Raw genomic sequence first — 25,275 nt, 5'->3', positions numbered from 1 at the left:
AAGCAGGTATGAAAATCCACATTCTTCTTCTAATAATATTTTCCTGTAGCACTTTATCTGCCCAGGTAGTTACCAGTAAACGTGAATTTACTGAAGCCGATACTTTGCGTGGTTCTCTCCGGGCTGAAAGAGCTTATGATGTACTCAAATACAATTTGCAGGTAAAGGTTGAGCCGGAAGAGAGATATATTTCAGGCTTCAACGGCATAACTTTTAGAGCCGAAGAAGACTTGCCGGTGATGCAGGTGGATCTTTTTCAGAATATGAAGGTAGATTCCATTCTTTTCCGCGGAAAAAGAATGGATTTTAAGCGTCTACACAATGCTGTTTTCATTGATATGGAACCAATGGTAAGGCAAAACGAAAAAGATTCCATCAGGTTCTTTTATTCAGGAAATCCTATAGTTGCCAAAAATGCACCCTGGGATGGTGGTTTTATCTTTGATAAGGACCAGCAGGGAAATCCCTGGATCGCAGTTGCCGTACAAGGCACTGGGGCCAGCCTTTGGTATCCCAACAAGGATCACCAAAGCGATGAACCCGAAGAAGCTCTTATAGGTATTGCTGTACCACATGATCTTATGAATGTGTCCAATGGACGCTTTTTAGGAAAAGAGATCCTGGAAGACGGCTATACCCGCTGGAACTGGAAAGTGAGTAATCCTATCAATAACTACAATATCGTAGTAAATATAGGGAACTATGTTCATTTTGAAGACCAGTTTCGACATCTGGATCTGGACTACTATGTCTTGCCCTACAATCTTGAAAAGGCTAAAGAGCAATTTGAGGAGGTGAAGTTCATGATGAACTGTTTCTATGAAAAATTTGGAGCTTATCCTTTTGAAAACGATGGGTTCAAACTCATTGAAACTCCTTACCTGGGTATGGAACATCAAAGCGCTATTGCCTATGGAAACAAGTACCAAAAAGGATATTTAGGACGGGATCTTAGCGGGACAGGAGTTGGTCTAAAGTGGGATTTTATTATCATTCATGAAACCGGCCATGAGTGGTTTGGAAACAGCATAACGGCTAAAGATATTGCCGATCTTTGGATCCATGAAGCATTCACTTCTTATTCTGAAGCTGTCTACATAGAGTGCCGCTTGGGAAAAGAGGAAGCCCTGGAATATCTAGAAGGAATACGCAGGAATATAAGTAACAATACGAAGATCATAGGTACATATGGCGTGAACAGTGAAGGGTCGGGCGATATGTATTATAAAGGAGCTAATCTGCTCAACACAGTGAGGAGCATCTATAACAATGATGAACTTTGGTGGAAAACTCTAAAGAGCTACACTGAAATCAATCGACATAAGACCATTACCACCCAAACTACAGAAGATCACTTTAATGCTGCCATAGATTACGACCTGCAACCGGTGTTCGATCAATATTTGCGTCATGCTGCTTTACCGGAATTACAGTTTAAAAAAGAAGGAAAAGATATTCAGTATAGATGGCAAGCTGATGTTGCCGGGTTCGATATGCCGGTTGATGTAGTGATAAACGAAAAAGAGGTTCGAATCTATCCTACTCAAAAATGGCAAAAACTGGAACAGAAAGTCGAATCGGTCGAGGCAGTTGAATTGAAGGAAAAGGAATTTTACATTAAGCGCAAAATCCTGAAAGAGGTATAAAGCAGTGACCCGGGAAATCCGAACTTCAACATTTCAAGTAATATTTCTGGCGCAATTAATTAATTTTCAGTAAATTATAGCTTCAAACATTTGGAGTTATGATGACGATCAAATCATTGAACAAATGGGCCAACGCGCATTCATATTATCCGCTTGACCTGCTGAGAATTGCTTTAGGAGTTTTCTTTTTCTTAAAAGGAATACAGTTCATTTCCCAAACCCACATGCTTACCGAGCTCATTGGACCTCTCAAAGGTTATGGGGGGGTAATGCTGGCAGTACACTACATCGCACCAGTGCATTTAGTGGGGGGATTGCTAATTGCTTTTGGTTTGCTCACCCGTTGGGCATTAATAGCACAAATCCCCATCTTACTGGGTGCGATCCTGATCAACTTCGCCGGAGTGATGGACTGGGGAAATCTATTACTGGCACTGGTGATCCTGGCCGTGAGTATTTTCTTTATCTTTTACGGTTCCGGAAAGCATTCAGTGGATTACTATCTCAAGATGAAGATGTAACCTAATTCATTCTACTCTTCAAGGTGTTAGCGCGATGGATCTTACCGTTAGGAGTTTCTTCAAACTTCTCAACGAAGTAGATCTTTTTGGGTACTTCAAATTTTCCAAGTTTTCGGCAGGCTTTAATTTCCCTTTCAAGATTGTGAAGGGCGACTTCACAAAATTCACTTTCGACCATCAACACCAACTTTTCGCCCAATGCAGGATCGGGTAAAGAAGTAACAAAGAACCTGTGAGCAATGATTGGAGCCAGTTTAGCTTCAATTTCTTCCGGATGTAGCTTCACCCCTCCCGAATTAATTATATTGTCAATCCTTCCCTTCCAAATAAAACTCTTGTCTGAAACCAGGTCCACAACATCATTGGTGACCAAAGTTTCATTGGAAAGTTGGGGTGCATCAATTACTAAACAATTTCTATTGTCAACATCGATCTTTACATTGGGCAGTGTAGTAAAAGGCACCGGCTCTTCCTGGCCTTTCTTTTTTGGGTTGATACGGCGTGCGGCTATATGAGAAACGGTTTCGGTCATACCATAAGTTTCATAGACTTCTGTTCCTATACCCTGTACCAGGTTCCGAAGATTGGCAGATACCGCTCCCCCACCTACGATAAGTTTCTTAATGAGATGTAATCGGCTTAAAGAATTATCCAGTTGAAAAGGGGTCATTGCACAAAAGTCATAGATCTTGAAAATGCGGTCAAGAGGATTTGCCTTTGGAAGCTCAAGATCCAGCTTCCAGCCAAGAAGCATTGCGCGCACCAGCATCATTTTACCAGCAATAAAATTTACCGGAAGACAATGCAGTGCAGTGATGCCCGGGCCCAGGTCGAAATACTTACCGGTAGCCCTGGCACTGTTGATCATTTGCTGCTTTTTTATAAATATCCTTTTTGGTGGACCGGTAGAACCTGATGTCTTCACCTCTACATAATCTTTGTCATTAAGCCAATCAAGCAGAAAATTTCCTGCCTGCCCTTCATAAGGCTCTCCTTCCTTGATAAGACTGTAAGCTACCGCAGCCAAATCTTCATTGTTATAAAATAAACCATTAAGCCTGAATTCGGGATGCGTTTCAGGTAAGCGGAAATTATCTTGCATAACTTTAGTAAAGTTTAACGCTTAAAAACTAAAGTTAACAAATTGTGCAGGAATATTAAATTTCTTCAGAATACTTTAGGGTTTGAGGCGGCGGACTAACTTTTCCAAAGAGCTTTTCTCTCCAGTTATTCCACCGGTAAGTCCTGGCCATTAGAAAGAGAAAGATTGGATATACAATGAAAATGGGAAGAAGAATATCCAGTCCAGCCGAAGGTTCTGAAACATCTTTAAGAACAGAATTGGTTTCAAAGGCAGTCCAGTCCGCTGTGATAAGTAAAGCGCCTACCAAATTATTTCCGGCATGAAACCCAAGGGCAAGTTCAAGCCCCTCATCCATTAGGGTCATGATCCCAAGGAGTAGTCCCGTACCTATGTAGTAAACCATGATTATATAGCCAAGTTTTTCAACTTCAGGATTCCAGAGATGCAGACTCCCAAAGATCACTGAAGTCACTATAAGGGGCACCCATTTATTACCCGCAAGAACACCAAGCCCCTGCATGAGGTAACCCCGAAACAAATATTCTTCAAAACTCGTTTGTAACGGCACCATGATCAAAGCTATGGCAGCCAGAATGAGGAAAGGCACCATCTGAAAGTTCCAAAGAAAATCTTCAGGTCTTAAATTGTAATCAATGATGGTGGTAACAACAGTAAATACAGCGATAATGCTGAAGCCAAAGAAGAAACGCCCCCAATCCACCTTCCTTCGTGTGGTAGTCGCTTCTTTTATCTTCTGATTATGTAAGAATTCTATTACGAAGAGAAGTGCAGCAAGTCCTACCGCAAAAGACAATAAGAGCAAAAAGAAAGAGAGATTGGAGTCCAGCACCTGCATCATTTCAGCCTGAGTAAGAGTGAGCACTTCGGGTCCTGCTTCAAAAAAAAGAGCTGCCATAAAAGGCAAAGCACCAAATAACTGCCAGGCCAGGAAGATAATTACGAGGCCAATCATATATCTCCACCATTCGGTTTTTGCATTGTAGGCTTGCTTAATAAACATGATATAATTTATAGGTTAAAATTCCATTTTTGAGAGGGAAGATACCACAACTCTCCTTTATCAACTTCCAGCGGAGATTCAAAATTGTTGGTGTACAGCCCTCCTGTTCCCAATCCCTGTGGCATAGGATTTTTTAAATTATAAGTGAACTGAGCAATAGCATTCAAGCCCACATTACTTTCCAATGCACTTGTGATCCACCAATGGGCCTTTCTCTTCTCCAACAGGTCTATCCATTCTTGCGTTCCCTTCATTCCACCAATTAAACTGGGTTTGAAGATAAGGTATTGCGGTTCTATTATTTGTAGTAGTTTTTTCTTTTCCGTTACATCGGTCACCCCTATTAGTTCTTCATCCAGTGCAATGGGCAAAGGTGAAGTCTTACCAAGTTTTGCCATTTCTTCGGGTTGACCTTGCTTTATTGGCTGTTCTATACTGTGCAATTCCAGTTCGCTTAGCCGCTTCAGTTTATCAAGTGCTTCAGCAGGTAAAAAAGCACCATTTGCATCGACCCTTATCTCTATTTCTTCTGAAGTAAATTCCCGCCGAATATATTTCAGCAGTTCAATTTCAGTTTCAAAATCAATGGCTCCGATCTTCAGTTTAATACAATTAAAGCCTTCCTTAATCTTTTGAACGATCTGCTCTTTCATGAACTGCTCCTCCCCCATCCAAACCAGTCCGTTAATGGGAATAGCTGCCTGGCCGCGAGTAAATTCAGAAGGAAATAGCAGGAAGGGATCATTTGCAGCAAGAGACCTGAAGGCCATTTCTACCCCAAACTGGATGCTTGGGAATTCCCTTAACTCCTCCCAGAGCTGTTCTTCCCCCAGGGCAATGTTCTCGCATACCCACTTCAGTTTTTCTTCATAATCTGGCCGGTCATCGAAGCTAAGGCTTCTTAAGATTCCGCATTCTCCAATTCCTGTTTTCCCATCCTTTTTCAGAATTAAGAACCAGGTTTCTTTTTGCGTAAGAACGCCCCGGGATGTTCCGCTGGGGCGTTTAAAGTTGAGGATATATTTGCTGTAACTCGCTTTCATGTAGGAGAATCGTAACAATTAGGGGTAAATGGGGATTTGTTATTGGTTAATGGTTAATAGGTTAATTTTTAATATATAAATAAGGGACCACGGGAACAATCAGTACAACAATTATTAACTATTACCCTCATACGGTCCACAATGGATTACTAACTACTAACTACTAACTACAGCTCAATAAATTCTCCCGTTTCCAGCAACATAAGATCCTTTCCTTTCTCATAGAACTTGCGTTTTGCCTCTTCATGATCTATTTCGATATAGCCAAAAGTGTCATAGTGACATCCCAGGACCTTATCGCATTCTACAAAGTCACTTGCCAGTATAGCATCATCTACACCCATAGTGAAATTGTCCCCTATAGGCAGAATGGCCAGGTCAAGCCTTGTGTGCATGGGAATGAGTTTCATATCCATCGTGAGCGCAGTATCTCCTGCGATATAGATATTCTTGTGTTCACCCTCGATCACAAATCCGCCAGGTTGCCCGCCGTAGCTACCATCAGGAAAGGAACTAGTATGAATGGCATTGACATATTTTACTGTCCCAAAATCAAAACTCCATTTACCACCGTGGTTTAGAGGATGTACTTCTAAACCTTTTTTCTCATAATGCGAAGTGATTTCATAATTACTTATGATCACAGCTCCAGTTCTTTTGGCTATTGCCTCGGCATCTAATGTATGGTCTTGATGAGCGTGAGTGAGCAATATATAATCTGCCTTTAGATCATCAATATTCACTTTATCTTTCACCTTTTCATTTCCTGTAATGAAAGGGTCTATTAATAGGGTAATTCCTTTGACTTCAATTGAAAAAGTACTGTGTGCGTAATGAGTAATTTTCATGATGTGGTGTTTTCAAAACAAATTACGAAATCTGCCGAAAATTACCTTTCAAAAAAGGCATTTTTGGGACCTATAATATCTGCCCTAATGAAAAGAGAAGCGCCAAAAGAAAGGTTCCCAGGGCAAGTTTCTTTAGTTCGGGATCCAGTAAAACCGGATTCTTATTCTCCATCACCCTTTTCAAATGCATTAAAAGCGGAAAAAATGCAACCAGATAAAAGATATCATCAATCCCGGTAAAAGAAAAAGCCGAAAACATTATAATGCAGGTAAAGGCAGCGAGCAGTAGAAAATAATGGTATTGTTTGGCATTTTTGATCCCCATCTTAACTACAAGTGTATTCTTGCCTGCCTTAGCATCGGCTGCACAATCACGCATATTGTTCAGGTTGAGAACTCCTGCGCTTAAAAACCCTATTGTAGCGGCAGGAAGTAAGACCCTCCAATCCCATTCCAGGGAATAAAGAAAGTAGCAACCATAAACGCCTACCATTCCAAAAAAGACAAAAACGAAGACATCTCCCAGACCGCGATAACCGTAAGCAGAATCCCCCACAGTGTACTTCACTGCTGCAGCAATGGCCGCAATCCCCAGAAGCAGGAAGATAATTCCATAAAGAAGGCTTCGGGTACCAAAGGCGATATAAATTAGAGTAACCGCAAAGATGAAAGTTAGAATTCCGGTGATCACCATGCCGTAGAACATTTCTTTGGGACTTATTAATCCGCTTTGCAAGGTGCGTTCGGGCCCCACGCGCTCTTCATTGTCGGTTCCTTTGACAAAGTCTCCATAGTCGTTTGCAAAATTTGACAGGATCTGCAAACCTAAGGTTGTCGCGAGAGCAAGAGCAAAGATCACAGAATTAAACACATCCTGAGCCACAGCTATGGAACTACCAACCAAGATCCCCGAAATTGAAAGCGGAAGTGTTCTTAATCTTGCTGCACTTACCCAATTATCAATATTTGCCATTTAATTCATTATTTTCACCAGGAGCTCTTTCAATAGGTCTCCCTGTGGTACGTTTGCAGCCCCTACTCCTTTGCCTTTCACATCTGTATCTCTCAAAAATGAGATAATACTGCTCACTTTTTTCATATTGTAATTGCGGGCGGCAGCCACATAATCTTTAACAAAGAACTTGTTCACCTTCAGGGTTCTTGCCACATTCATTTCAGATCTATCTGTAAGCGCATGATACTGTTGCAGTTGAGAAAAGAAGCTAAAAAGCAGTCCTACGGTCACTACCATGGGATGGTCCTTTTCATTTTGCGAAAAGTAATTGATAATTCGGTGTGCCTTTAGCGTATCCTTTATGCCTATAGCTTTACGGAGCTCAAAAATGTTGAAATCTTTGCTTATTCCAATGTTCTCTTCAATTAGTTCGGGGGTGATAATGGTTCCCTTAGGCGCTATAAGCTGAAGTTTCTTTAGCTCATTATCAATTTTATCAAGTTGGTTACCTAAAAATTCCAGCAGCATTTGTGCGGCTTTAGGTGAAATTTGATAGCCTCTTGAATGCATTTCTTTTTGGATCCAGTCAACCACCTGATTTTCATATAGGCGTTTATTCTCGTAAAGAACTCCCGTCTTAGCGACAGCCTTGTAAAGCTTCTTTCGCTTATCCAGTTTCTTATACTTGTAATTAAAAACAAGGACAGTAGAAGGCTGTGGATTTTCGGCATAGGCTGTCAACTGCTCAATGCTGCGGGAAAGATCCTGGGCTTCCTTTACAATGATCACCTGTCTCTCGGCCATCATGGGAAAACGTTTCGCATTACCAATAATATCATCAATGGTTACGTCTCGACCATAGAGCACCATTTGATTAAAACCCTTTTCATCTTCCTGCAGTACGTGATCCTCGATATAATCTGAGATCTTATCAATGAAATATGGCTCTTCTCCCGTTAAAAAATAGATGGGCTTTACATCTCCTTTTTTAATGGCAGTTACAATATTTTTTACGTCATCCATTTACAGCTGGTTTTCCGAAGGGGTTGAAGAGATCTTTCTTCTGAAAAAATTTTACTTTTGGGCATGCATGAACTTAACTTCCCCCGGTACTCATTCCGGCTCAAAAATAGCGAAAATAAAGTAGCTGTTTTTGATGAGCTTCGGAAAAAATTCGTTTTGTTAACGCCCGAAGAATGGGTGCGTCAACATGTGGTACAGTTTCTTCTTCAAGAAAAGAATTTCCCAAAAAGTCTGCTCAACGTCGAAAAACAGTTAAAAGTGCACGATCTTATAAAGAGATATGATGTTCTAGCCTACCGGCCCAATGGCAGCATTCACCTCGTTGTGGAATGTAAAGCTGCTTCGGTGCCCATTACACAAGCCACCTTTGACCAAATAGCACGCTACAATCTTGCGCTACAGGCCAAATACCTTATGGTGACCAATGGGCTGCAGCATTACTTTTGTCAGCTGGATTATGAAGCTGAAAAATATCACTTCCTCCCCGACCTTCCTGAATGGGCCTGAAAAATGTCTTTTTTGACACCTTATCTTCCTATACCTCAATTTTCCTTTAATTTGCAGCAGTGAAAGTAGCAGTCGTTATACTCAATTGGAATGGAAAAGCCTTGCTGAAGCAATTTCTTCCTTCAGTGGTGGCCCATTCTCCCGAAGCCACTATTTATGTTGCCGACAATGCTTCTACAGATGACTCGGTAACTTTTCTTCAGGAACATTTTCCGCAGGTAAGAATTATTCAGAATCAAGTAAACGGGGGATTTGCAAAAGGTTATAACGAGGCTCTAGCAAAACTGGAAGAAGATATATTCGTTTTGTTGAACAGTGATGTAGAAGTGTCACCGGGTTGGTTGCCTCCACTCCTTCAGGAAATGCAAAATGATGAGAAGGTCGCTGCAGTACAGCCCAAGATCCTCAACTATAGAAAAAAAGAATTCTTTGAATATGCAGGAGCTGCCGGCGGGTTCATAGATGCTTTAGGTTATCCCTTTTGCCGGGGTAGGATCTTTGAAACTCTGGAAGAGGATCTGGGACAGTATAATGATAATCACGACGTTTTTTGGGCATCGGGAGCCTGTATGATGGTAAGAAGAAGTGACTTTATGGAAGCCGGCGGTTTTGATGAAGATTTCTTTGCTCACCAGGAAGAGATTGATCTTTGCTGGCGTTTTTTTAATATGAACAGGAGGGTAAAAGCAGTTGGACTGTCGAAGGTCTATCACCTGGGTGGTGGAACCTTGAACAGCATGCATCCCCGTAAAACTTTTTTAAACTTCAGGAACAGTTTATTCGTTCTCCTCAAAAATGCTCCAAAAAAGCAGCTTTTCCTTTTAATTTTTTCGCGCCTGATCCTTGACGGCCTTGCCGGATTAAAATTTCTTTTCGAGCTAAAACCCTCACACTCAGTCGCTATTCTCAAGGCACATGGAAATTTTTATCTGCACTTCAGAAAAATGTGGAAAAAAAGAAAAAATCTTCAGAAAAGCACAAAATATTATCATAATACCTCCGTTGTATGGGCATATTATCTGCGGGGAATCAAGTCATTTGAACAGCTGTAAAATATTTTGTTTAAAGTGTATTTTAAATTTCCCCATGACCTCAGATTTTGTATTTTTGACACGTTTAACATTTAATCACAACAATTTAAGAATTATGAAAAAATTCATGCTTTTATCGGCAACTGCTGCCCTCCTTCTTTCTTCATGTGTTTCTCAGAAGAAATATGCCGAGTTGGAAGCTCAACAAAAGGAGACTCAGGACAAGTTAAACACTGCGACAGTTAAGCTTAACTCATGTCTTGACGAAAAGGAAAGATTAAACCAACAAATAAATCAGCTTAGTAACCAGAATACAGCCTTGTTGAACAACGTGGGTGATCTTGCTACTTTGTCTAAGAAAGAAGCCGAAAACCTTGAACGTTCTTTAGAAAGCATCAAGGAAAAAGATATGAAGATTCAGCGTATGCAGGACGCTATTACCAAAAAAGACTCTGTTACTCTGGCATTGGTTACCAGTCTAAAAGGTGCTCTTGGAAATATAAATGATGAAGACATCCAGATCAACGTAGAGAAAGGTGTGGTATATGTTTCTATTTCTGATAAACTTCTTTTCGAAAGTGGAAAGTACAATGTAACTCCACGTGCTAAAGAAGTACTTGGAAAAGTTGCTACTGTTGTTAAGAACAGACCAAACATTGAATTCATGGTTGAAGGTCACACAGATGACAAGCCAATTAGAAATGCAGTTCTTCAGGACAACTGGGATCTTTCTGTAAAGAGAGCTACTTCTGTAGTTCGCGTTCTTCAGGAAGAGCACGGAGTTGAGCCACAAAGAATGACTGCTGCAGGTAGAAGTTACTATGTACCTGTTGCTTCAAATGAAACTGCTGAAGGTAGAGCTAAGAACAGAAGAACACGTATCGTGATCCTTCCAAAACTTGACCAGTTCTATAACCTGATCGAAGAAGGAATGAAGACTGCTGAATAAGCACTTCACATATCTTATAAAAGCCCGGCAAATGCCGGGCTTTTTTTATTTCTTACATTCAAAGCACTCCTCCTACAACTTTAACATGTTAATTTTCAGTTAATTAGAGTATCACGGATTAGATTCCTTTATTTTTACAATTCCCTACCCTAAGTTTTAAAAGAATCTACTATGTTACGTCTCTGCAAAAAATTGCTGGTGCCGGTGCTTACTTTTTTTATTCTAGTAGCCTGTGAACCTGAACAGCCTGAAATCGCATTAAAAAGAAACCTGGATCCTTTCACCTACCCATATGTAGCACAAAAGAACGTTTCTTCTAAATCTGTTCTCCCAGAAATCCCATTGTTTTCTGAGAACTTGCAGGATGCAGTGCTTAATGCTATTGTTCCGTCAGAATGTGGAGCTACCAGGTTTTCTGAAGTCCAGTGGAAACATTTTACTGCACTCATGGAAGATCCTGTCGCAATGGCAAATTTTCAGCAGTACATACATCTTAACCGTTATGCTCCTTTTCTGCCTATTGGGGAGCAGTACTTCGGTAGAGATGGAGAATATACACAACTTGTAAAAAAACAGACTAGGGACCTGGAGAGATTTTGGGAGCTGAGTGAGGACATTAAAGTTTATGGGCAGCACAATGAAACCCTGAATGACAAAGAGAAGCTTCTAGATATTCTATGGTATCTTATTGAGGATGTAGAAGAAAAGGAACATCTCATGCCACTTGTCGAGGAGATCCTTTACTATAACAGTATTTCACCGGTTTTGCCGGAGTCACCTTTTCTTTCCAGTGATGGATATGCCTCTCATAACGGCCGTATAGTAATAGGCGATGGTCTCGTTCAGCTTTTTGCTGAGACAGGCCTTGAGGAAGAAATAGTTTGGACTGGAATTCTTTCACATGAATGGGCACACCAGATCCAGTTTCAACATATAGATCTATGGTATCCCGTTGCCTTTGAAAGTGCTGCAGAAAGAACCCGTACTCTGGAACTGGAAGCCGACTTCTTTTCAGGTTATTACATGACCCATAAACGTGGCGCAACTTATAACTGGAAAAGAGCTGAAGAATTCTTTGAACTCTTTTACCAGGCAGGAGACTGCTCCTTTGAGTTCGAGCAACACCATGGTACTCCCCTTCAGAGAAAACAGGCTTCCTTTGAAGGGTACCTGCTGGCGCATGCAGCAAAAAAGAAAGGTCATATCCTTTCCCCCCAGGAATTACACGATCATTTCGAGCAAAAGGTATTTTTCGATCTTGTTGAGCGACTAGAGTATCTCTAGACTGCCTTTGCCTTCTCTAATCACCTCGGGCTCGGGAGTAGTAAGATCTATAACCGTAGAAGGGATGTTATCTCCGTACCCGCCGTCAATCACTATATCTACCAAATGATCCCACTTTTCAAGGATGAGTTCAGGGTCTGTGGTGTATTCAAGAACCTCATCATCATCACGAATAGATGTGGAAACAATAGGATTACCCAGGCCTGCAACCAGTGCTCTACAGATGTTATTATCGGGAACGCGAATTCCTACAGTTTTTTTCTTTCTGAATACCGATGGCAAATTATTATTCCCCGGAAGCACAAATGTATAGGGGCCGGGTAGATTTCGCTTGAGGATCTTAAAGGTTGGAGTATCTATTTGCCTAACATAGTCTGAAAGGTTACTTAGACTTTCACAGATAAAGGAAAAATTTGCCTTTTCTAATTTGACTCCGCGAACCTGTGCTATTCGCTCAAGAGCTGCATTATTGGTAATATCGCAACCGAGACCATAAACCGTGTCTGTAGGATAAATTATGAGGGCACCATCTCTTAAGGCCTCAACAACTCTCTTTATTTCTTTTGGATTAGGGTTCTCTTCATAGATCCTGATTAATTCTGCCATAGTTGTAATTATTTAAATGCACCAAAAATTACGAAAATTCAGGGCCTTTTAATAATAGTTTCATTAAAAATTAATCCTTCCTCTCTACTTCGCTTTCCAGCTTAAGAACTTCATTCCCGTTTTCCTGCTTTATGTAAAGAGCTTTGTTATCGGGTTTGCCCTTGCGGGTGACTTTGGTGCCCTTGATCGTGTGAGTGACTTCATGGTCAAAGGTATCCTCTACCTTTCCGGTGGCTGTTCCCTTTCCCCATTTCCATGTTACTTCTGTGCCTTCTCTTATCATTTTTGTTTTAAAATTAAAAAGAAGACCGTCCTTAACCTAAAGAATAACAAATACTTAACCTCAGGACAGCACTTTTAGTTTAGCGAATTTGAGGAGTAACTTTTTGATTCCGCCATTCTCGAAATCGATCTCAGCTTTTTTATCCTGACCTACACCTTCAATGCTCAATACCTTTCCCTTTCCAAACCTCATGTGCTCTACTTCATCACCTTTCTCCAGTTTTACAGCTGGACCCGCAGGTGCCGGAGCATCTGGCGAAGCAGCCGGACGAAGTTTCCTCAGCTTCCTAAGTTGTTCATCTGTAGGTTTGTGAGATGGAGGCGGCGTTCCTTTCACCGGTTTTGTTTGACGGAATTTACTCTTGTCGACCTCCCCAAAGATATCTGTATCAATGAGTGGCTTATATTTGTAATCATCTTGTGGAACCATAAATTCGAGGAACTTCTCGTCTATTTCCTCTATAAATCTACTAGGTTCGGCATCCACTAATTTCCCCCAGCGATAACGCGACTGGGTATAGGTGAGAAATGCTTTCTTCTCTGCTCGTGTGAGAGCCACATAGAAAAGTCGGCGTTCTTCCTCGAGTTCAGATCTAGTGTTCATACTCATGGCCGAAGGAAAAAGATCCTCTTCCATTCCAACTATATATACGTATGGAAACTCAAGTCCCTTGGCCAGGTGGATAGTCATTAAGGCCACACGATCGTCATCGCCTGAATCCTTATCCATATCGGTAGCAAGGGCAACATCTTCCAGGAATTCTGTAAGAGATCCTGTGGCATCTGCAAGTTCTTTCTGGCCTTCCACAAAATCTCTCATCCCGTTGAGCAGCTCTTCGATATTCTCGATTCGGGCAATACCCTCGGGAGTTCCATCTTTTTTAAGCTCCTGAAGCAGGCCGGTCTTCTTAGCAACATTCTCGGCTATAGTAAAAGCATCGGCAGTCTCATTCATGATCTGGAAACTTTTGATCATATTGACAAAATTCTCCAGCTTATTTTTTGTTCCCCTGTTAATTTTGAGATCGATCCTGTCAAGGTTTTCTATGATCTCAAAAATGGATCTTTTATAGTGGTTCGCCGCAATGGTCAACCTGTCAACAGTAGTTTGACCAATACCACGAGCCGGGTAATTGATCACCCTTTTAAGCGCCTCTTCGTCTTTTGGATTGATGACCAATCGCAAATATGACAGGACATCTTTTATCTCCTTGCGTTGGTAGAATGAAAGTCCGCCATAAATTCTGTACGGAATATCCTTTTTTCGAAGGGCATCTTCCATGGCCCTACTCTGGGCGTTAGTGCGGTAAAGTATTGCAAAATCTCCGTTCTTCAACTGGTTCTCCATTTTATTCTCAAAAATGGAACTCGCAACAAACCTTCCTTCTTCCCCATCGGTGAGCAACCTGTTCACCACGATCTTAGGACCATCTTCATTTGCTGTCCACACCACCTTCTCCAGCCTTGTCTTGTTCTTTTCAATAATGGAGTTGGCAGCCTCTACGATATTTTTTGAAGATCGATAATTTTGTTCAAGCCGATAAGTCTGCACATCCTCATAATCTTTCTGAAAGTTCAGGATATTGTTGATGTTGGCACCCCGGAAGGCATAGATACTCTGCGCATCATCTCCCACCACACAAATATTCTGAAATTTATCTGAAAGTGCTTTCACAATAAGATATTGAGAGTGGTTGGTATCCTGATACTCATCAACCAGAATATACCTGAAGCGATTCTGGTACTTCTGAAGCACATCGGGGAACCTGTTAAGCAGTTCGTTGGTCTTTAGCAGAAGATCATCAAAATCCATTGCCCCTGCCTTAAAACACCTGTCAACATACTCTCTATATATTTCTCCCAATCTTGGCTTTTTAGACATTGCATCAGCCTCCATAAGCTCAGGATTCTGGAAGTAAGCCTTTACAGTGATGAGGCTGTTCTTGTAAGAAGAGATTCGGGAATAGACCTGCTTGTATTTATAAACATCCTTGTCCAGCCCCATTTCCTTAATTATGGCCGAAATAAGCCGCTGAGAATCCTGGGTATCATAAATTGTAAAATTCGATGGATACCCAAGTTTATCGGCTTCAAAACGCAGCATTTTTGCAAAGATGGAGTGAAAGGTTCCCATCCACAGGTTCTTGGCCTCACTATTTCCCACGATCTTTGCTATTCGTGTCTTCATTTCCCGCGCAGCCTTATTGGTAAAAGTAAGGGCAAGAATATTGAACGCGTCAACACCCTGGCTCATAAGATAGGCTATGCGGTAAGTAAGGACACGCGTCTTGCCAGATCCCGCACCAGCGATCACGATCATCGCTCCGTCTTTTTGCAAGACTGGAGCTCTCTGTGCATCATTAAGTTCGGCTAAATAAGATTCCAATATTATCTTCTTTTGAACGGTGAAAATAAGTAAAATGAGCTAAAAACCGAACCCTGCGGTTATATCTTTTTAACCTTGACCGAACTCTAATTATCGTCATTTTACAATTTTTTTAAAGAAATTAATTTTGGAGCTGCTGCTTTATAAACTAACTTTTGGTTTTTAGCCAAAAACTTGTTTTATGGATAATGTTCTTGAGTTTCTGGGAAATCTCTCCTGGTGGGTATGGCTCCTTATTTTTATTGCCCTGGTTGTGATATATGACATCTTCATTAATAAGAAACACACCATCCTGCACAACTTTCCCTTAGTTGGACATTTTAGGTATATGCTGGAGAGCATTGGCCCGGAACTAAGACAATATATTGTTGCTGGTAATAGGGAAGAACTTCCGTTCAATCGCATTGAGCGGGGTTGGGTATATGCATCTTCCAAAAATGAGAATAATTACGAAGGTTTTGGAACAGACCAGGATATCAATGAAGTCAACTATGTCTTTATCAACAATGCGGTTATTCCTTACCACATGCCTAAAAAGCACATTAATCGTGAGGATCCCTACTTCCTGGCCTGTGCGAAGGTGATTGGGGAACATCACAAAAGACGTCGGCCTTTCAGGCCGGCTTCTGTCATCAATGTTTCGGCTATGAGCTTTGGCTCTTTAAGTGCCCGGGCAATAGAATCCCTCAATATTGGCTGTAAAAAATCATACGCCTTCCATAATACAGGAGAAGGAGGATTATCTCCCTATCATAAAAAAGGTGCCGATGTCGTGTTCCAGATTGGGACCGGATATTTTGGTGTGAGAAACCCCGACGGCAGCTTTTCCATGGAAAAACTGGTGAAAATGGTGCAGGAATATCCCAGCATTCGGGCTATTGAAGTAAAACTTTCTCAGGGTGCCAAACCCGGAAAGGGAGGTGTACTTCCGGCCTCAAAAATAACTCAGGAGATCTCTAAGATCAGGCATGTACCTATGGGTAAAGATGTGCTCTCTCCTCCTTCCCACAGCACCTTTGGCAATATGCAGGAGATGGTAGACTGGATCGAAGAAATTGCTGAACAAACGGGGCTTCCCGTAGGAGTAAAAGCTGCAATAGGTAAGCTTGATAAATGGCGGGAGTTAGCAAGCATTATGGCAGAGACCGGGCGCGGCCCGGACTTTATTTCGGTAGACGGCGGTGAAGGCGGCACGGGAGCAGCTCCGCCAAGTTTTGCAGATCATGTTGCCTTACCATGGTTGTATGGGTTTACAGACCTTTACCAAATCTTCCAGGCAAGAGATCTAACCAGTAAGATCGTTTTTATTGGTAGCGCCAAACTCGGCTTTCCTGCTAAAGCCGCCATGGCTTTTGCTTTAGGTGTAGACTGCATTAGTGTAGCCAGGGAAGCCATGCTTAGTATTGGATGTATACAGGCGCAATCCTGCCACACCAACACCTGCCCTACCGGTGTGGCTACCCAGAACAGATGGCTTCAGGCGGGGATTAACGTGAAAAACAAAGCCGAAAGAGTGAATTACTACTTCAATAACTTTAGAAAGGAACTGCTGGAGATCACTCATGCCTGCGGATATGAACATCCCTGCCAGTTCACAATGGATGATGTCGAGATCAATCTGGGGGACAGATTCATTGCCCAGACTCTTGCTGAAACCTTCAAGTACAACAAAACAAAAGTTCCATTTGATTCTGTTGCTACTTTAGCAGGATGTCCTAACTTAGGGGGCTCCTATAGAAAAGGAGAAGAAACCGATGTGAAAGAGGTAGAAACCGAAGACACTTCGGTCTCAGATCAATAATAAACCTATGACAGAAGATTCTATTTTACAATTGTTGTTCTACCTATTACCTGCAGTTGTGGTAGGAATAATAGCCTTTTATTTCTTTAACCTCCATACTCAAAATGAGGAAAGACGACGCAGATTTTTACTTCACAAGGAATTCCAAAAACAGGCCATACCATTAAGGTTACAGGCGTATGAGAGAATGGCTCTTTTCCTGGAAAGAATATCTCCTGGTAATTTACTCGTTAGAATAAAACCTGCCGGAAATTCAAAAGAGGCTTATTCGAATCTTTTGATCAAAAGTATAGAACAGGAATTTGAGCACAACCTGGCACAACAAATCTACATTAGCGATGAATGTTGGAATGTTATCAAGGCTTCTAAGAATGCCACGATCACCAACATCAGGAAGACTGCCGGACGGGAAGAAATCAACACAGCCGATGATTTGCGGCAGCAAATAGTGACCTCCCTCATTGACCAACAGCCACCAAGTGAAACCGGACTATCCTACATCAAAAAAGAGGTTAAAACTTTGTGGTAGAAAAAAGAACAGAGAAGCTAGAGCCCGGAGCCAGGACTGAGAAGTAGGACCACTCCTATTCAATCTTTTCATATAAAATTTTCAGGAGCTACAGGATCATAAATTTTTCTCAATCCCTCAACTAGTTACTGCTAAATGAAGGTTTGATCGTTTCAAGAAGCTTTTTGGCAAATTTCCTAAAGCGGTAGTTATGATGTTCTGTCGCATCCTTAAGGTTACGGAGACTTTCGTCATCAAAGGCATTTAACTGGTAAAGACATCCAAAAGCGTTCTCCCGTACCTGGAACCTGTTATGAGGAGCAGTATATCCTCTTAACTCCTGAATGTACTGCTGCTTTTTAGTTGTTTCCACTGCAGGAGTTGCCAGGCTTAGCGTAAGCCAAAGCGTCCTGATGTTCTTGTCTAGAAAACCTTCTGTTCCTTCCATTTTTTGAAGGTAATCCATCCTGCTCTCAGGGAAGGAAGTCCATAAATTGTATAGCGCCATTTCCTGGGTCAAATAAGAGTCATCTGAAAGCAGGCTTTCATAATCCGACTTTAATTGCTCCGGAACCTTTTGTAAGGTAAAAGTTATGGCCTGCCGGGTAAAAAGATTACCACTGGAAAATGCCTTTTTATAAAGGTCTAATACTTTTGTAGGCTCCTCTAAGGCGAGCTGTAAAACCGCTTCCTGTCCTAAATAATCATTCACCGGAAAGCTAAGCGTTCTTAGCAGCAGGTTTCTTTTTTCTGAAACCGGTAAGGGCTTGGCTGCAGCTAACTCCAGGTATTTCTGAATGAATGGGGATTTCTTTAAAGATTCCAGCGCCTCTGTTCCCTGAAAAGCTGATTGCTTCAGCCAGTCATCCACAAAACCCGAAAGATCCTGTCCACTCGCGGCCTCCATTTCAGCAATTAGATCTTCTGTTGTTGCCGAAGCGTATTTATATTTTTCGAGATAGTTTGTTACCGCTTTATCAAAAGCTGCCTTTCCTACTTTTTCTTTAAGAATGTGAAGTGCCCAGGCACCCTTTTGATAGTAAGTAAGAGAACTTGAACCTTCAGAAACCACAGCCTGTCCTTTACCGGAGTCACTCAAATTTTTGAGCTCTTCGGCAGTTTTGAAAAGCTTTCGGTAAAAATAATCTTCTCCAAAGATCTCTTTTTCGGCAAGCAATGCATAATAGGTTGAAAAACCTTCCTGAAGCCAGTGATCTTCAGGATCTTGCGCAGTAACAAAATTTCCAAACCATTGATGCGCAAGTTCATGTGCATTTACATTGACGTAATTTTGATCATTATAGCCAATGGAATCCACCAGGAAAATATCAGAAAAGATGGTGGTTCCCGTGTTTTCCATTCCGGCATAAAGGAAATCGCGAACGGGGATCTGCTTATAGTTCTGCCAGGGATAAGGCACCCCTATTTCTCTCTGAAAAAAATTCATCAAAAATGTGCTGTGACGATAAGTAGGCTCTACGCGATCTTCCATTCCAACCGGATAGTAAAATTGCATTGCAGTACCTGTCTTCAAATCGGCCACCTCCTCATAATCTCCGGCAGCGACAGCTACAAGGTAGCTGCTCATGGGGTTTTGCATATCAAACCTCCAAAGGGAAAGAGAATCATTGATCTTCTCTTTTTGAACCAGTTCGCCATTTGAAACAAGAACTTCATTAGAAGGATAAACGAAGCTAAGATCGAACTCCAGCTTCTCTGTGGGATCATCAAAACTGGGAAGCCAGTGCGAGGTGTATTTGCCCTGTCCTTGTGTCCAAACCTGGTAATCCTGCTCCTCTGCTTCTTCAGGCTTCTTCGGAATAAAGTACATGGTCTGTTCCGGAATTGCGGAATATTTCAGCTTTAACTCCTGATCCTTTCCTAAAGAAAGATCTCCTGTAATCCAGAATTTCTTATCATCACTTCCGAAGTCAACAGGTTCATTATTTAAAAAAACTTCAGAAAAATTCATTTTTTGAGCATCTATAAAAATGCTGTCTACCTGCTCTAAAATGTCAAGTGCGTAAATAATTTCTCCTGAAACTGCCCTTTTTGAAGGGTTAATAGTGATCACCCCCTCAAGTTTTGTGAAGTCTACCGGCGCCGGCTGTTGTGCAGGTATAAGAAAGCTCAAAAGTGCCGCCGGCAGGAAGAAAAAAACGATTCTCATAATTCAAAGATAGGCTACCTGCAGCAAACCCCGAAAAACTCCCCTTCCTAAAAGGCTTTTTTTTATCTTCGTTTCCATGAACCCCAGTCTGCTGCAAACTCCCATTGATTACCTAAAGGGCATTGGACCCAACAGGGCAGAAATTCTTCGGAAGGAGATTGGCGTTCACACCTATGGAGACCTGCTCAATTTTTTTCCAAATCGTTATCTCGACAAAACAAGGTTCTATAAGATCTCGGAGCTTGAAAGGAATTCTGCCGAAGTCCAGATAGTGGGCAAGATCGTGCACCTGCGAACTGTAGATCAAAAGAAAGGCAAACGTCTTGTGGCCGATTTTGTAGATGACACGGGAAAAATGGAACTTGTTTGGTTTAGGGGTCAAAAATGGATACGCGAAAACCTAAAGATCAACACTCCTTATGTCATTTACGGAAAGACCAACTGGTATAACGGTGTCTTTAGTATGCCTCATCCTGAAATGGAACTGGTGGAGGATTATAAAAAACAGCTGCGTACTGCGATGCAACCGGTTTATCCTTCTACCGAAAAACTAGGGAAAGCAGGGGTTACCAACCGGGTGATAAGCCGTTGCGTACAACAACTCTTTCTCGAGAGTGGCGGAAAGTTCATTGATCCACTTCCGGAAGGTATAAAGGAAGAACTGCATTTGCTACCCAAAGCAGAAGCATTGTTCAACGCACACTTTCCGAAAAGTCAGGAGCTGTTGGCTAAAGCTCAGTTCAGGTTAAAATTTGAAGAGCTGTTCTACATCCAGCTGCAGCTGTTGATGAAGAACTTGATCAGGAAGAAAAAGATTAAGGGTTTTCCTTTTGAAGAAGTGGGTTCGCACTTCAGCGAATTTTACGAGAAACATCTCCCGTTTGAATTAACAAATGCGCAAAAAAGAGTAATAAAGGAGATCCGGCAGGATCTGGGGAGCGGCGCCCAAATGAATAGACTGTTGCAGGGGGATGTGGGTTCAGGAAAGACCATAGTGGCTTTGATGAGTGTTTTGTTAGCGCTGGACAATGGATTCCAGGCCTGTCTTATGGCTCCTACAGAAATTCTTGCTATCCAGCACTTCAACGGAATATCAGAACTGGTTGCAGATTTGGGTATCAATGTCAGGCTCCTCACAGGTTCGTCAAAGACAGCCGAAAGAAGAGAGATCCACGAAGCTCTGGAAAGCGGAGAACTGCATTTATTGATCGGCACCCATGCCCTGCTCGAAGAAAAAGTAAAATTTCAAAATCTTGGTCTTGCTATTATAGATGAGCAGCACCGTTTTGGGGTGGCCCAGCGGGCAAGACTTTGGAAGAAGAACCACCTGCCGCCTCACGTCCTGGTTATGACCGCCACTCCCATTCCCCGAACACTGGCCATGAGCTTGTACGGTGACCTGGATGTCTCGGTGATCGATGAACTTCCGCCCGGGAGAAAAGAGATCAAAACCGTCCATAGATATGACAGTAACAGGCTTAAGGTCTTTAGATTTATCCGGGATGAAATAAGGAAAGGCAGACAGGTTTATGTGGTTTACCCGCTTATCCAGGAATCTGAAACTATGGATTATAAAGATCTTATGGACGGCTATGAAAGTATTGCCCGGGAATTCCCAATGCCCGAATTCCAGATCTCCATCGTCCACGGACAGATGAAACCTGCCGACAAAGATTATGAAATGGATCGCTTTGTAAAAGGTGAAACCCAGATCATGGTAGCTACTACCGTAATTGAAGTGGGAGTAAATGTTCCCAATGCCAGTGTAATGATCATTGAGAGTGCAGAGCGTTTCGGATTATCCCAGTTACACCAATTGCGTGGCCGCGTGGGCCGTGGTGCGGAGCAGAGTTTCTGTATCCTTATGACCGGCCATAAACTATCCAATGACAGCAAGACCCGACTCGAAACAATGGTACGCACTTCTGACGGTTTTGAAATCGCAGAAGTCGACCTAAAACTCAGGGGTCCGGGAGATCTTATGGGAACCCAGCAAAGCGGAGTGCTCAATTTAAAGATTGCTGATATAGTTAAGGATAATGACATTTTAAAGACTGCCCGTCATTATGCCTTACAGCTTTTAAAAGAAGATCCTAACCTGGAAATGGAGAAGAACAGGATCGTAAAGTTCACCTATTCTCAACTGGTGAAGGAGAAAACCATCTGGAATTATATCAGTTAATTCCCACACGTCGATTTTTCTTACAATCTTATCGAATAACTGGCAACCAGTGATTTATAATTGGATTTTTGCTGTAGTTTAGTTCTTCTAATTAACCAAAACTACCAACTTATTATGAAGAAAATTTATTTATTGTTTGTAGCTGCAGCTTTGGCAGCTTGTAGTGCAGAGCCTGTGGAAAATGAAGCTTTTGAATCTTTAAATGCAACAGTGAACGGAAAGAACAAAATTGCCGCTACAATTGTATATGAAGGCTTAGAAAATCCTGGATTTGCGACAATATCTTTTGACCTCATAAAGTTCCATTCTAACGATCCGAGTAAAGATCAAATGAAAGGAAAAGTGTTTGTTTCCAATGATTGTAATAACTTAATTTTTAAAGTAGAAGGAGAAGATATCGGAGACATTAATTTAGGTATTTATACCGATGAAGCCGATTTTCCAGCTCTTAATGGTGCTAATTCCAATGTTTCTCCAGAATTACCTATTACAGAAGATTCTTTTTTCAATGGAATCTACACTCTTCCTATAGGTGATTTAAAGGAGATTTATGTTTTTGTCAATGCCGGTGGACATTCCTGGGGAGGAGATTTGGATTGGGGAAATGCTAAATATTTTTTATACGAGTTACAACTTGAAACCTGTTCCACACCTTGTACTCTTGGAAAAGGATATTGGAAGAACCATTCAAATGATAATCCTGGAGGACAAGATGACGTATGGCCTGTAATGGAATTAACTTTAGGTAACAAACTTTATAACCGGAAAGAATTGAATAATATAATGGATGTTCCCAATAATGAAGGAAATAATCTGGTAATATTTTCCCAGCATCTTATTGCGGCAAAATTAAACGTAGCTAACGGAGCAGGAAATTCAGATATAGAAGCTACTATCGCGGAATCTGATGAATTGATAGGTGACCTTGTCATCTTAGAAGATTCTTTCTCAGACGAGCAAAAAACAACAGCTAATACATTAAAAGACCTACTTGAATCTTTTAATAAATCATCACCTTGTGAAGAATAGTCTAAAAAATAAATTTTATTTTAAAAATCACAGGCCCCTCTCCGGGGCCTTTTTTCATTTCTCCTCTTTCCCTCCACATTTTTCCAGCAGGTGATTTTTTCAAGACCCTTTCCCAAAACCCAGTTTCAAGACCTAAATTTACGTGGAAAATTCTCTCACTATCCTACGCCTCTCCTGCCATTAATTCCCAATTTAAGGATAAATACTTCCCTCTAAAAACCGGTTGACGTTTTCAAGTATGATTTAGACGACAATGCTGTAAATCAGTGTTTTTCAAAGACTTATAACATCTACATTTGAGAAATCTTTAAATTATTAACCATATGAAAAAGTTATTTCTCTTAGTCCTAATAGCAGCGGGGTTCACTTCCTGCTCAGTAGAAGAAACTCCCGAAAAACAAATTTTCGAGGGGCTTGATTTGGTAGCCTCAAACAGTTTAGACTGTGGCGGGCTCGTAACCTATCCATTCGGATCTTACGACGTCGGGAAAATTGAAGCCATTGTTTGGCAGGATCCCATCACTTTTGAAAAGTATCTAAAAGTCGATATTATTAGCGCTACCGGTCACAATCTCGTTCAGTCAAGAGTGGAAGTCGCTAATGAAGTGGCAGACTTTCCAACGGTAGGAGGAGGAAATTTACCTCCGGGACACATGGCTGAAAATGGTCCTGACGAAGGTGCCTATTTATTTCCTCTAATTCTATTTGAGGGTGAATGTGAAATCTATATTTCTGCCTGGGCAGTTTTCACTGCAGGTGGTTCTGAAGCTGAAAAATTTGCCGGTAATCTCTATTTTGTAGATGACAAAGAACAACTGGGAAAGTATTTTGCTTATTGCCTGCCCGACTGTGATACCGACACCGAATTACACTGTGAAACTGCCTACATGATGGGAAACAGGACCCTGAACTCCATCTACGGAAAACCCAACAATTGGGGGTGGGTTCTGGATTATGATGTAAGTGTATTAGGAACTGAAGAGACCATTCCTCTTTATGCTGCAAGAGGGCAGAATGATCCTAAGAAAGGATACCTTGTGGGCTATGTAACCATAATTTATAATTTAGATGGTTCAGTTTCTACACAACTTGACCTGTTAGATACTAATCATTATCTAAACGGAGATTACCACGTGTTTGTTGGCGAACGACTTCCTTCTAAACGTCCCGTTCCCGGACAATTTACAAATACCGGAGATCAAAATTTAGATGGAAAATTTAAGATCATTGTCCATGCTGATGTGTGTTGGGAAGAATAAACCAGCAACTGCATTTTACCTCAAAAGGCCCTCATCAGGGCCTTTTTTGTTTTAAGGGTTTTCCCCCGTTTTTGACCTTATCCTTCTCTTTCAAATACTGCAAGGGCAAAATTCAGTAAATTTACCCTACAACTAACTAAAAATAAATGAGTTATGGAATCAAGAGCTAAAATTAGCGGAATAACTGGTTTTCTGCTTGTCCTGTTCATCTTTACCGGGTTTGCACAAGAAACCAAAACTTTTCCTGTTTCAGAAAAGATCTATAATGAGTACAAAGAGAATGGTGTAGAAAGCGCGATCACAGAATACCAGAAGATCAAAAAGGATCAAAAAGCCGATCTTTCACAGGCACAATTAAATATTGTCGGCTACTGGATCATGAGTAATGAAAAGGATATGGAGGCTGCAGGGAAGATCTTCAGGTTAAACATGGAAGAATATCCAAAAGCTGCCAATCCCTATGATTCTTACGGAGATTACCTTGTAGAAAAAGGAAATGAGAAAGAAGCAAAAGAATACTTTAAAAAATCGGCTGCCCTTTCTAAGGATTCCAATGACGACTGGGAGAAAAACACTCTGTATCCTATGACCAGGAGCAAGATGGCTAAACTTGATAAAAAACATAAGCAAATGGATTTCCTTCTTGGCAATTGGAATATTGACGCCATTGCTTATGAAGATGGTAAAGAAACTTCCAAAATGAAAACTAGGGACAAGATCGAATTTGATGAGGAGACCAATTCAATTTTTATCCATCATTACAATGAACAGAATGAACCCAAGGGAGTGAGAATAATAACCTACGATGCACTGGATGATGAATTTGAGGTCGCTTATTTTAATTCTGACAGATTAAGGGGTATCGAGGTTTCTAAAATGAAAATGAAGAACTTAGGAGAAAATCATTTTGAATTAATGGATACCTTCACAACTAGAGAAGGCGAAGAAATGCAGTTGAAGCACGAGATCAAGAAAATTTCAGACAGTGAATTGGACTGGGTGATCATGGAAGAAAATGACAATAATGAATGGCAAAGAGTTTATGCCATGAATATGACTAAATAGGCGCTTTAATTAGATAAATTTTGAAGGAAGGAGGGCTCATTCTCCTTCCTTTTTTATTATGCCAAAATCATTCGT

At 41.3% G+C, this 25,275-nt stretch carries 22 protein-coding genes; 12 read left to right on the top strand and 10 right to left on the bottom strand.

Annotated features, from left to right (window positions below; genetic code table 11):
- Positions 1-8 precede the first annotated feature (8 nt).
- Both ACXYMT_RS08615 and ACXYMT_RS08610 read left to right on the top strand, forming a co-directional pair.
- Positions 9-1,646, top strand: a complete 1,638-nt coding sequence (locus ACXYMT_RS08615) for a M1 family metallopeptidase (RefSeq protein WP_459058671.1) — start codon at positions 9-11, stop codon at positions 1,644-1,646.
- A 98-nt stretch (positions 1,647-1,744) separates the two neighbouring features.
- The gene (locus tag ACXYMT_RS08610) at positions 1,745-2,167 is read left to right on the top strand and encodes a DoxX family protein (protein WP_459058670.1); all 423 of its coding nucleotides are present in this window, start codon (positions 1,745-1,747) and stop codon (positions 2,165-2,167) included.
- 1 nt (position 2,168) lies between these two features.
- On the opposite strand, the gene ACXYMT_RS08605 is transcribed toward ACXYMT_RS08610, so the two are convergent.
- The 6 genes from ACXYMT_RS08605 to holA form a co-directional block, all read right to left on the bottom strand.
- Positions 2,169-3,269 (bottom strand): AMP-binding protein, encoded by a 1,101-nt coding sequence (locus ACXYMT_RS08605; RefSeq protein WP_459058669.1) that lies wholly within the window; start codon positions 3,267-3,269, stop codon positions 2,169-2,171.
- Between the two features lie 55 nt (positions 3,270-3,324).
- The gene (locus ACXYMT_RS08600) at positions 3,325-4,272 is read right to left on the bottom strand and encodes a CPBP family intramembrane glutamic endopeptidase (protein ID WP_459058668.1); all 948 of its coding nucleotides are present in this window, start codon (positions 4,270-4,272) and stop codon (positions 3,325-3,327) included.
- 8 nt (positions 4,273-4,280) lie between these two features.
- Positions 4,281-5,315 carry an o-succinylbenzoate synthase gene (locus ACXYMT_RS08595; RefSeq protein WP_459058667.1) on the bottom strand — a complete coding sequence of 345 codons (1,035 nt, stop codon included), beginning with the start codon at positions 5,313-5,315 and terminating at the stop codon, positions 4,281-4,283.
- A gap of 167 nt (positions 5,316-5,482) precedes the next feature.
- Positions 5,483-6,163 (bottom strand): metal-dependent hydrolase, encoded by a 681-nt coding sequence (locus tag ACXYMT_RS08590; protein WP_459058666.1) that lies wholly within the window; start codon positions 6,161-6,163, stop codon positions 5,483-5,485.
- 70 nt (positions 6,164-6,233) lie between these two features.
- Entirely contained in the window at positions 6,234-7,136 is a 903-nt protein-coding gene (gene menA, locus ACXYMT_RS08585) for a 1,4-dihydroxy-2-naphthoate octaprenyltransferase (protein WP_459058665.1), read from the bottom strand.
- Positions 7,137-8,141 (bottom strand): DNA polymerase III subunit delta, encoded by a 1,005-nt coding sequence (gene holA, locus ACXYMT_RS08580; RefSeq protein WP_459058664.1) that lies wholly within the window; start codon positions 8,139-8,141, stop codon positions 7,137-7,139.
- A gap of 63 nt (positions 8,142-8,204) precedes the next feature.
- Here holA and ACXYMT_RS08575 point away from each other — a divergent pair, with 63 nt between their 5' ends.
- The 4 genes from ACXYMT_RS08575 (at position 8,205) to ACXYMT_RS08560 (ending at position 11,912) form a co-directional block, all read left to right on the top strand.
- On the top strand, positions 8,205-8,648 hold the full coding sequence (locus ACXYMT_RS08575; protein ID WP_459058663.1) for a type I restriction enzyme HsdR N-terminal domain-containing protein: 444 nt from the start codon (positions 8,205-8,207) through the stop codon (positions 8,646-8,648).
- A gap of 59 nt (positions 8,649-8,707) precedes the next feature.
- Positions 8,708-9,700 (top strand): glycosyltransferase family 2 protein, encoded by a 993-nt coding sequence (locus ACXYMT_RS08570; RefSeq protein ID WP_459058662.1) that lies wholly within the window; start codon positions 8,708-8,710, stop codon positions 9,698-9,700.
- 94 nt (positions 9,701-9,794) lie between these two features.
- Positions 9,795-10,628, top strand: coding sequence for an OmpA/MotB family protein (locus tag ACXYMT_RS08565; protein WP_324719411.1), 834 nt, complete (start codon positions 9,795-9,797; stop codon positions 10,626-10,628).
- Between the two features lie 171 nt (positions 10,629-10,799).
- The gene (locus ACXYMT_RS08560; RefSeq protein ID WP_459058661.1) at positions 10,800-11,912 is read left to right on the top strand and encodes a M48 family metalloprotease; all 1,113 of its coding nucleotides are present in this window, start codon (positions 10,800-10,802) and stop codon (positions 11,910-11,912) included.
- Here ACXYMT_RS08560 and ACXYMT_RS08555 read toward each other — a convergent pair.
- The 3 genes from ACXYMT_RS08555 to ACXYMT_RS08545 all read right to left on the bottom strand — a co-directional run bounded on the left by ACXYMT_RS08555 (position 11,898) and on the right by ACXYMT_RS08545 (position 15,186).
- Positions 11,898-12,518, bottom strand: a complete 621-nt coding sequence (locus tag ACXYMT_RS08555) for an L-threonylcarbamoyladenylate synthase (RefSeq protein ID WP_459058660.1) — start codon at positions 12,516-12,518, stop codon at positions 11,898-11,900. The genes ACXYMT_RS08560 and ACXYMT_RS08555 overlap by 15 nt on opposite strands.
- Positions 12,519-12,588: 70 nt before the next feature.
- Complete coding sequence (locus tag ACXYMT_RS08550) at positions 12,589-12,801, bottom strand: hypervirulence associated TUDOR domain-containing protein (RefSeq protein ID WP_324719414.1); 213 nt, start codon at positions 12,799-12,801, stop codon at positions 12,589-12,591.
- A 60-nt stretch (positions 12,802-12,861) separates the two neighbouring features.
- On the bottom strand, positions 12,862-15,186 hold the full coding sequence (locus tag ACXYMT_RS08545; RefSeq protein ID WP_459058659.1) for an ATP-dependent helicase: 2,325 nt from the start codon (positions 15,184-15,186) through the stop codon (positions 12,862-12,864).
- A gap of 181 nt (positions 15,187-15,367) precedes the next feature.
- On the opposite strand from ACXYMT_RS08545, the gene ACXYMT_RS08540 reads away from it, so the two are divergent.
- Together ACXYMT_RS08540 and ACXYMT_RS08535 are read left to right on the top strand one after the other, a co-directional pair.
- The gene (locus tag ACXYMT_RS08540; protein ID WP_459058658.1) at positions 15,368-16,987 is read left to right on the top strand and encodes an FMN-binding glutamate synthase family protein; all 1,620 of its coding nucleotides are present in this window, start codon (positions 15,368-15,370) and stop codon (positions 16,985-16,987) included.
- A 7-nt stretch (positions 16,988-16,994) separates the two neighbouring features.
- Complete coding sequence (locus ACXYMT_RS08535) at positions 16,995-17,516, top strand: DUF7935 family protein (protein WP_459058657.1); 522 nt, start codon at positions 16,995-16,997, stop codon at positions 17,514-17,516.
- A gap of 121 nt (positions 17,517-17,637) precedes the next feature.
- On the opposite strand, the gene ACXYMT_RS08530 is transcribed toward ACXYMT_RS08535, so the two are convergent.
- On the bottom strand, positions 17,638-19,665 hold the full coding sequence (locus ACXYMT_RS08530; protein ID WP_459058656.1) for a M1 family metallopeptidase: 2,028 nt from the start codon (positions 19,663-19,665) through the stop codon (positions 17,638-17,640).
- Positions 19,666-19,741: 76 nt separating this feature from the next.
- On the opposite strand from ACXYMT_RS08530, the gene recG reads away from it, so the two are divergent.
- The 4 genes from recG to ACXYMT_RS08510 all read left to right on the top strand — a co-directional run bounded on the left by recG (position 19,742) and on the right by ACXYMT_RS08510 (position 25,200).
- The gene (gene recG, locus ACXYMT_RS08525; protein ID WP_459058655.1) at positions 19,742-21,847 is read left to right on the top strand and encodes an ATP-dependent DNA helicase RecG; all 2,106 of its coding nucleotides are present in this window, start codon (positions 19,742-19,744) and stop codon (positions 21,845-21,847) included.
- A gap of 114 nt (positions 21,848-21,961) precedes the next feature.
- On the top strand, positions 21,962-22,876 hold the full coding sequence (locus tag ACXYMT_RS08520) for a hypothetical protein (RefSeq protein WP_459058654.1): 915 nt from the start codon (positions 21,962-21,964) through the stop codon (positions 22,874-22,876).
- A gap of 323 nt (positions 22,877-23,199) precedes the next feature.
- Positions 23,200-24,135, top strand: coding sequence for a hypothetical protein (locus tag ACXYMT_RS08515; protein ID WP_459058653.1), 936 nt, complete (start codon positions 23,200-23,202; stop codon positions 24,133-24,135).
- 153 nt (positions 24,136-24,288) lie between these two features.
- Positions 24,289-25,200, top strand: coding sequence for a tetratricopeptide repeat protein (locus ACXYMT_RS08510; protein ID WP_459058652.1), 912 nt, complete (start codon positions 24,289-24,291; stop codon positions 25,198-25,200).
- The last annotated feature ends 75 nt before the right edge of the window (positions 25,201-25,275 follow it).

It is taken from the genome of Salinimicrobium sp. CAU 1759 (assembly GCF_054482715.1).
The sequence above is the reverse complement of the archived record's forward strand: the minus strand, read 5'-3'. Positions and strand labels throughout refer to the sequence as shown.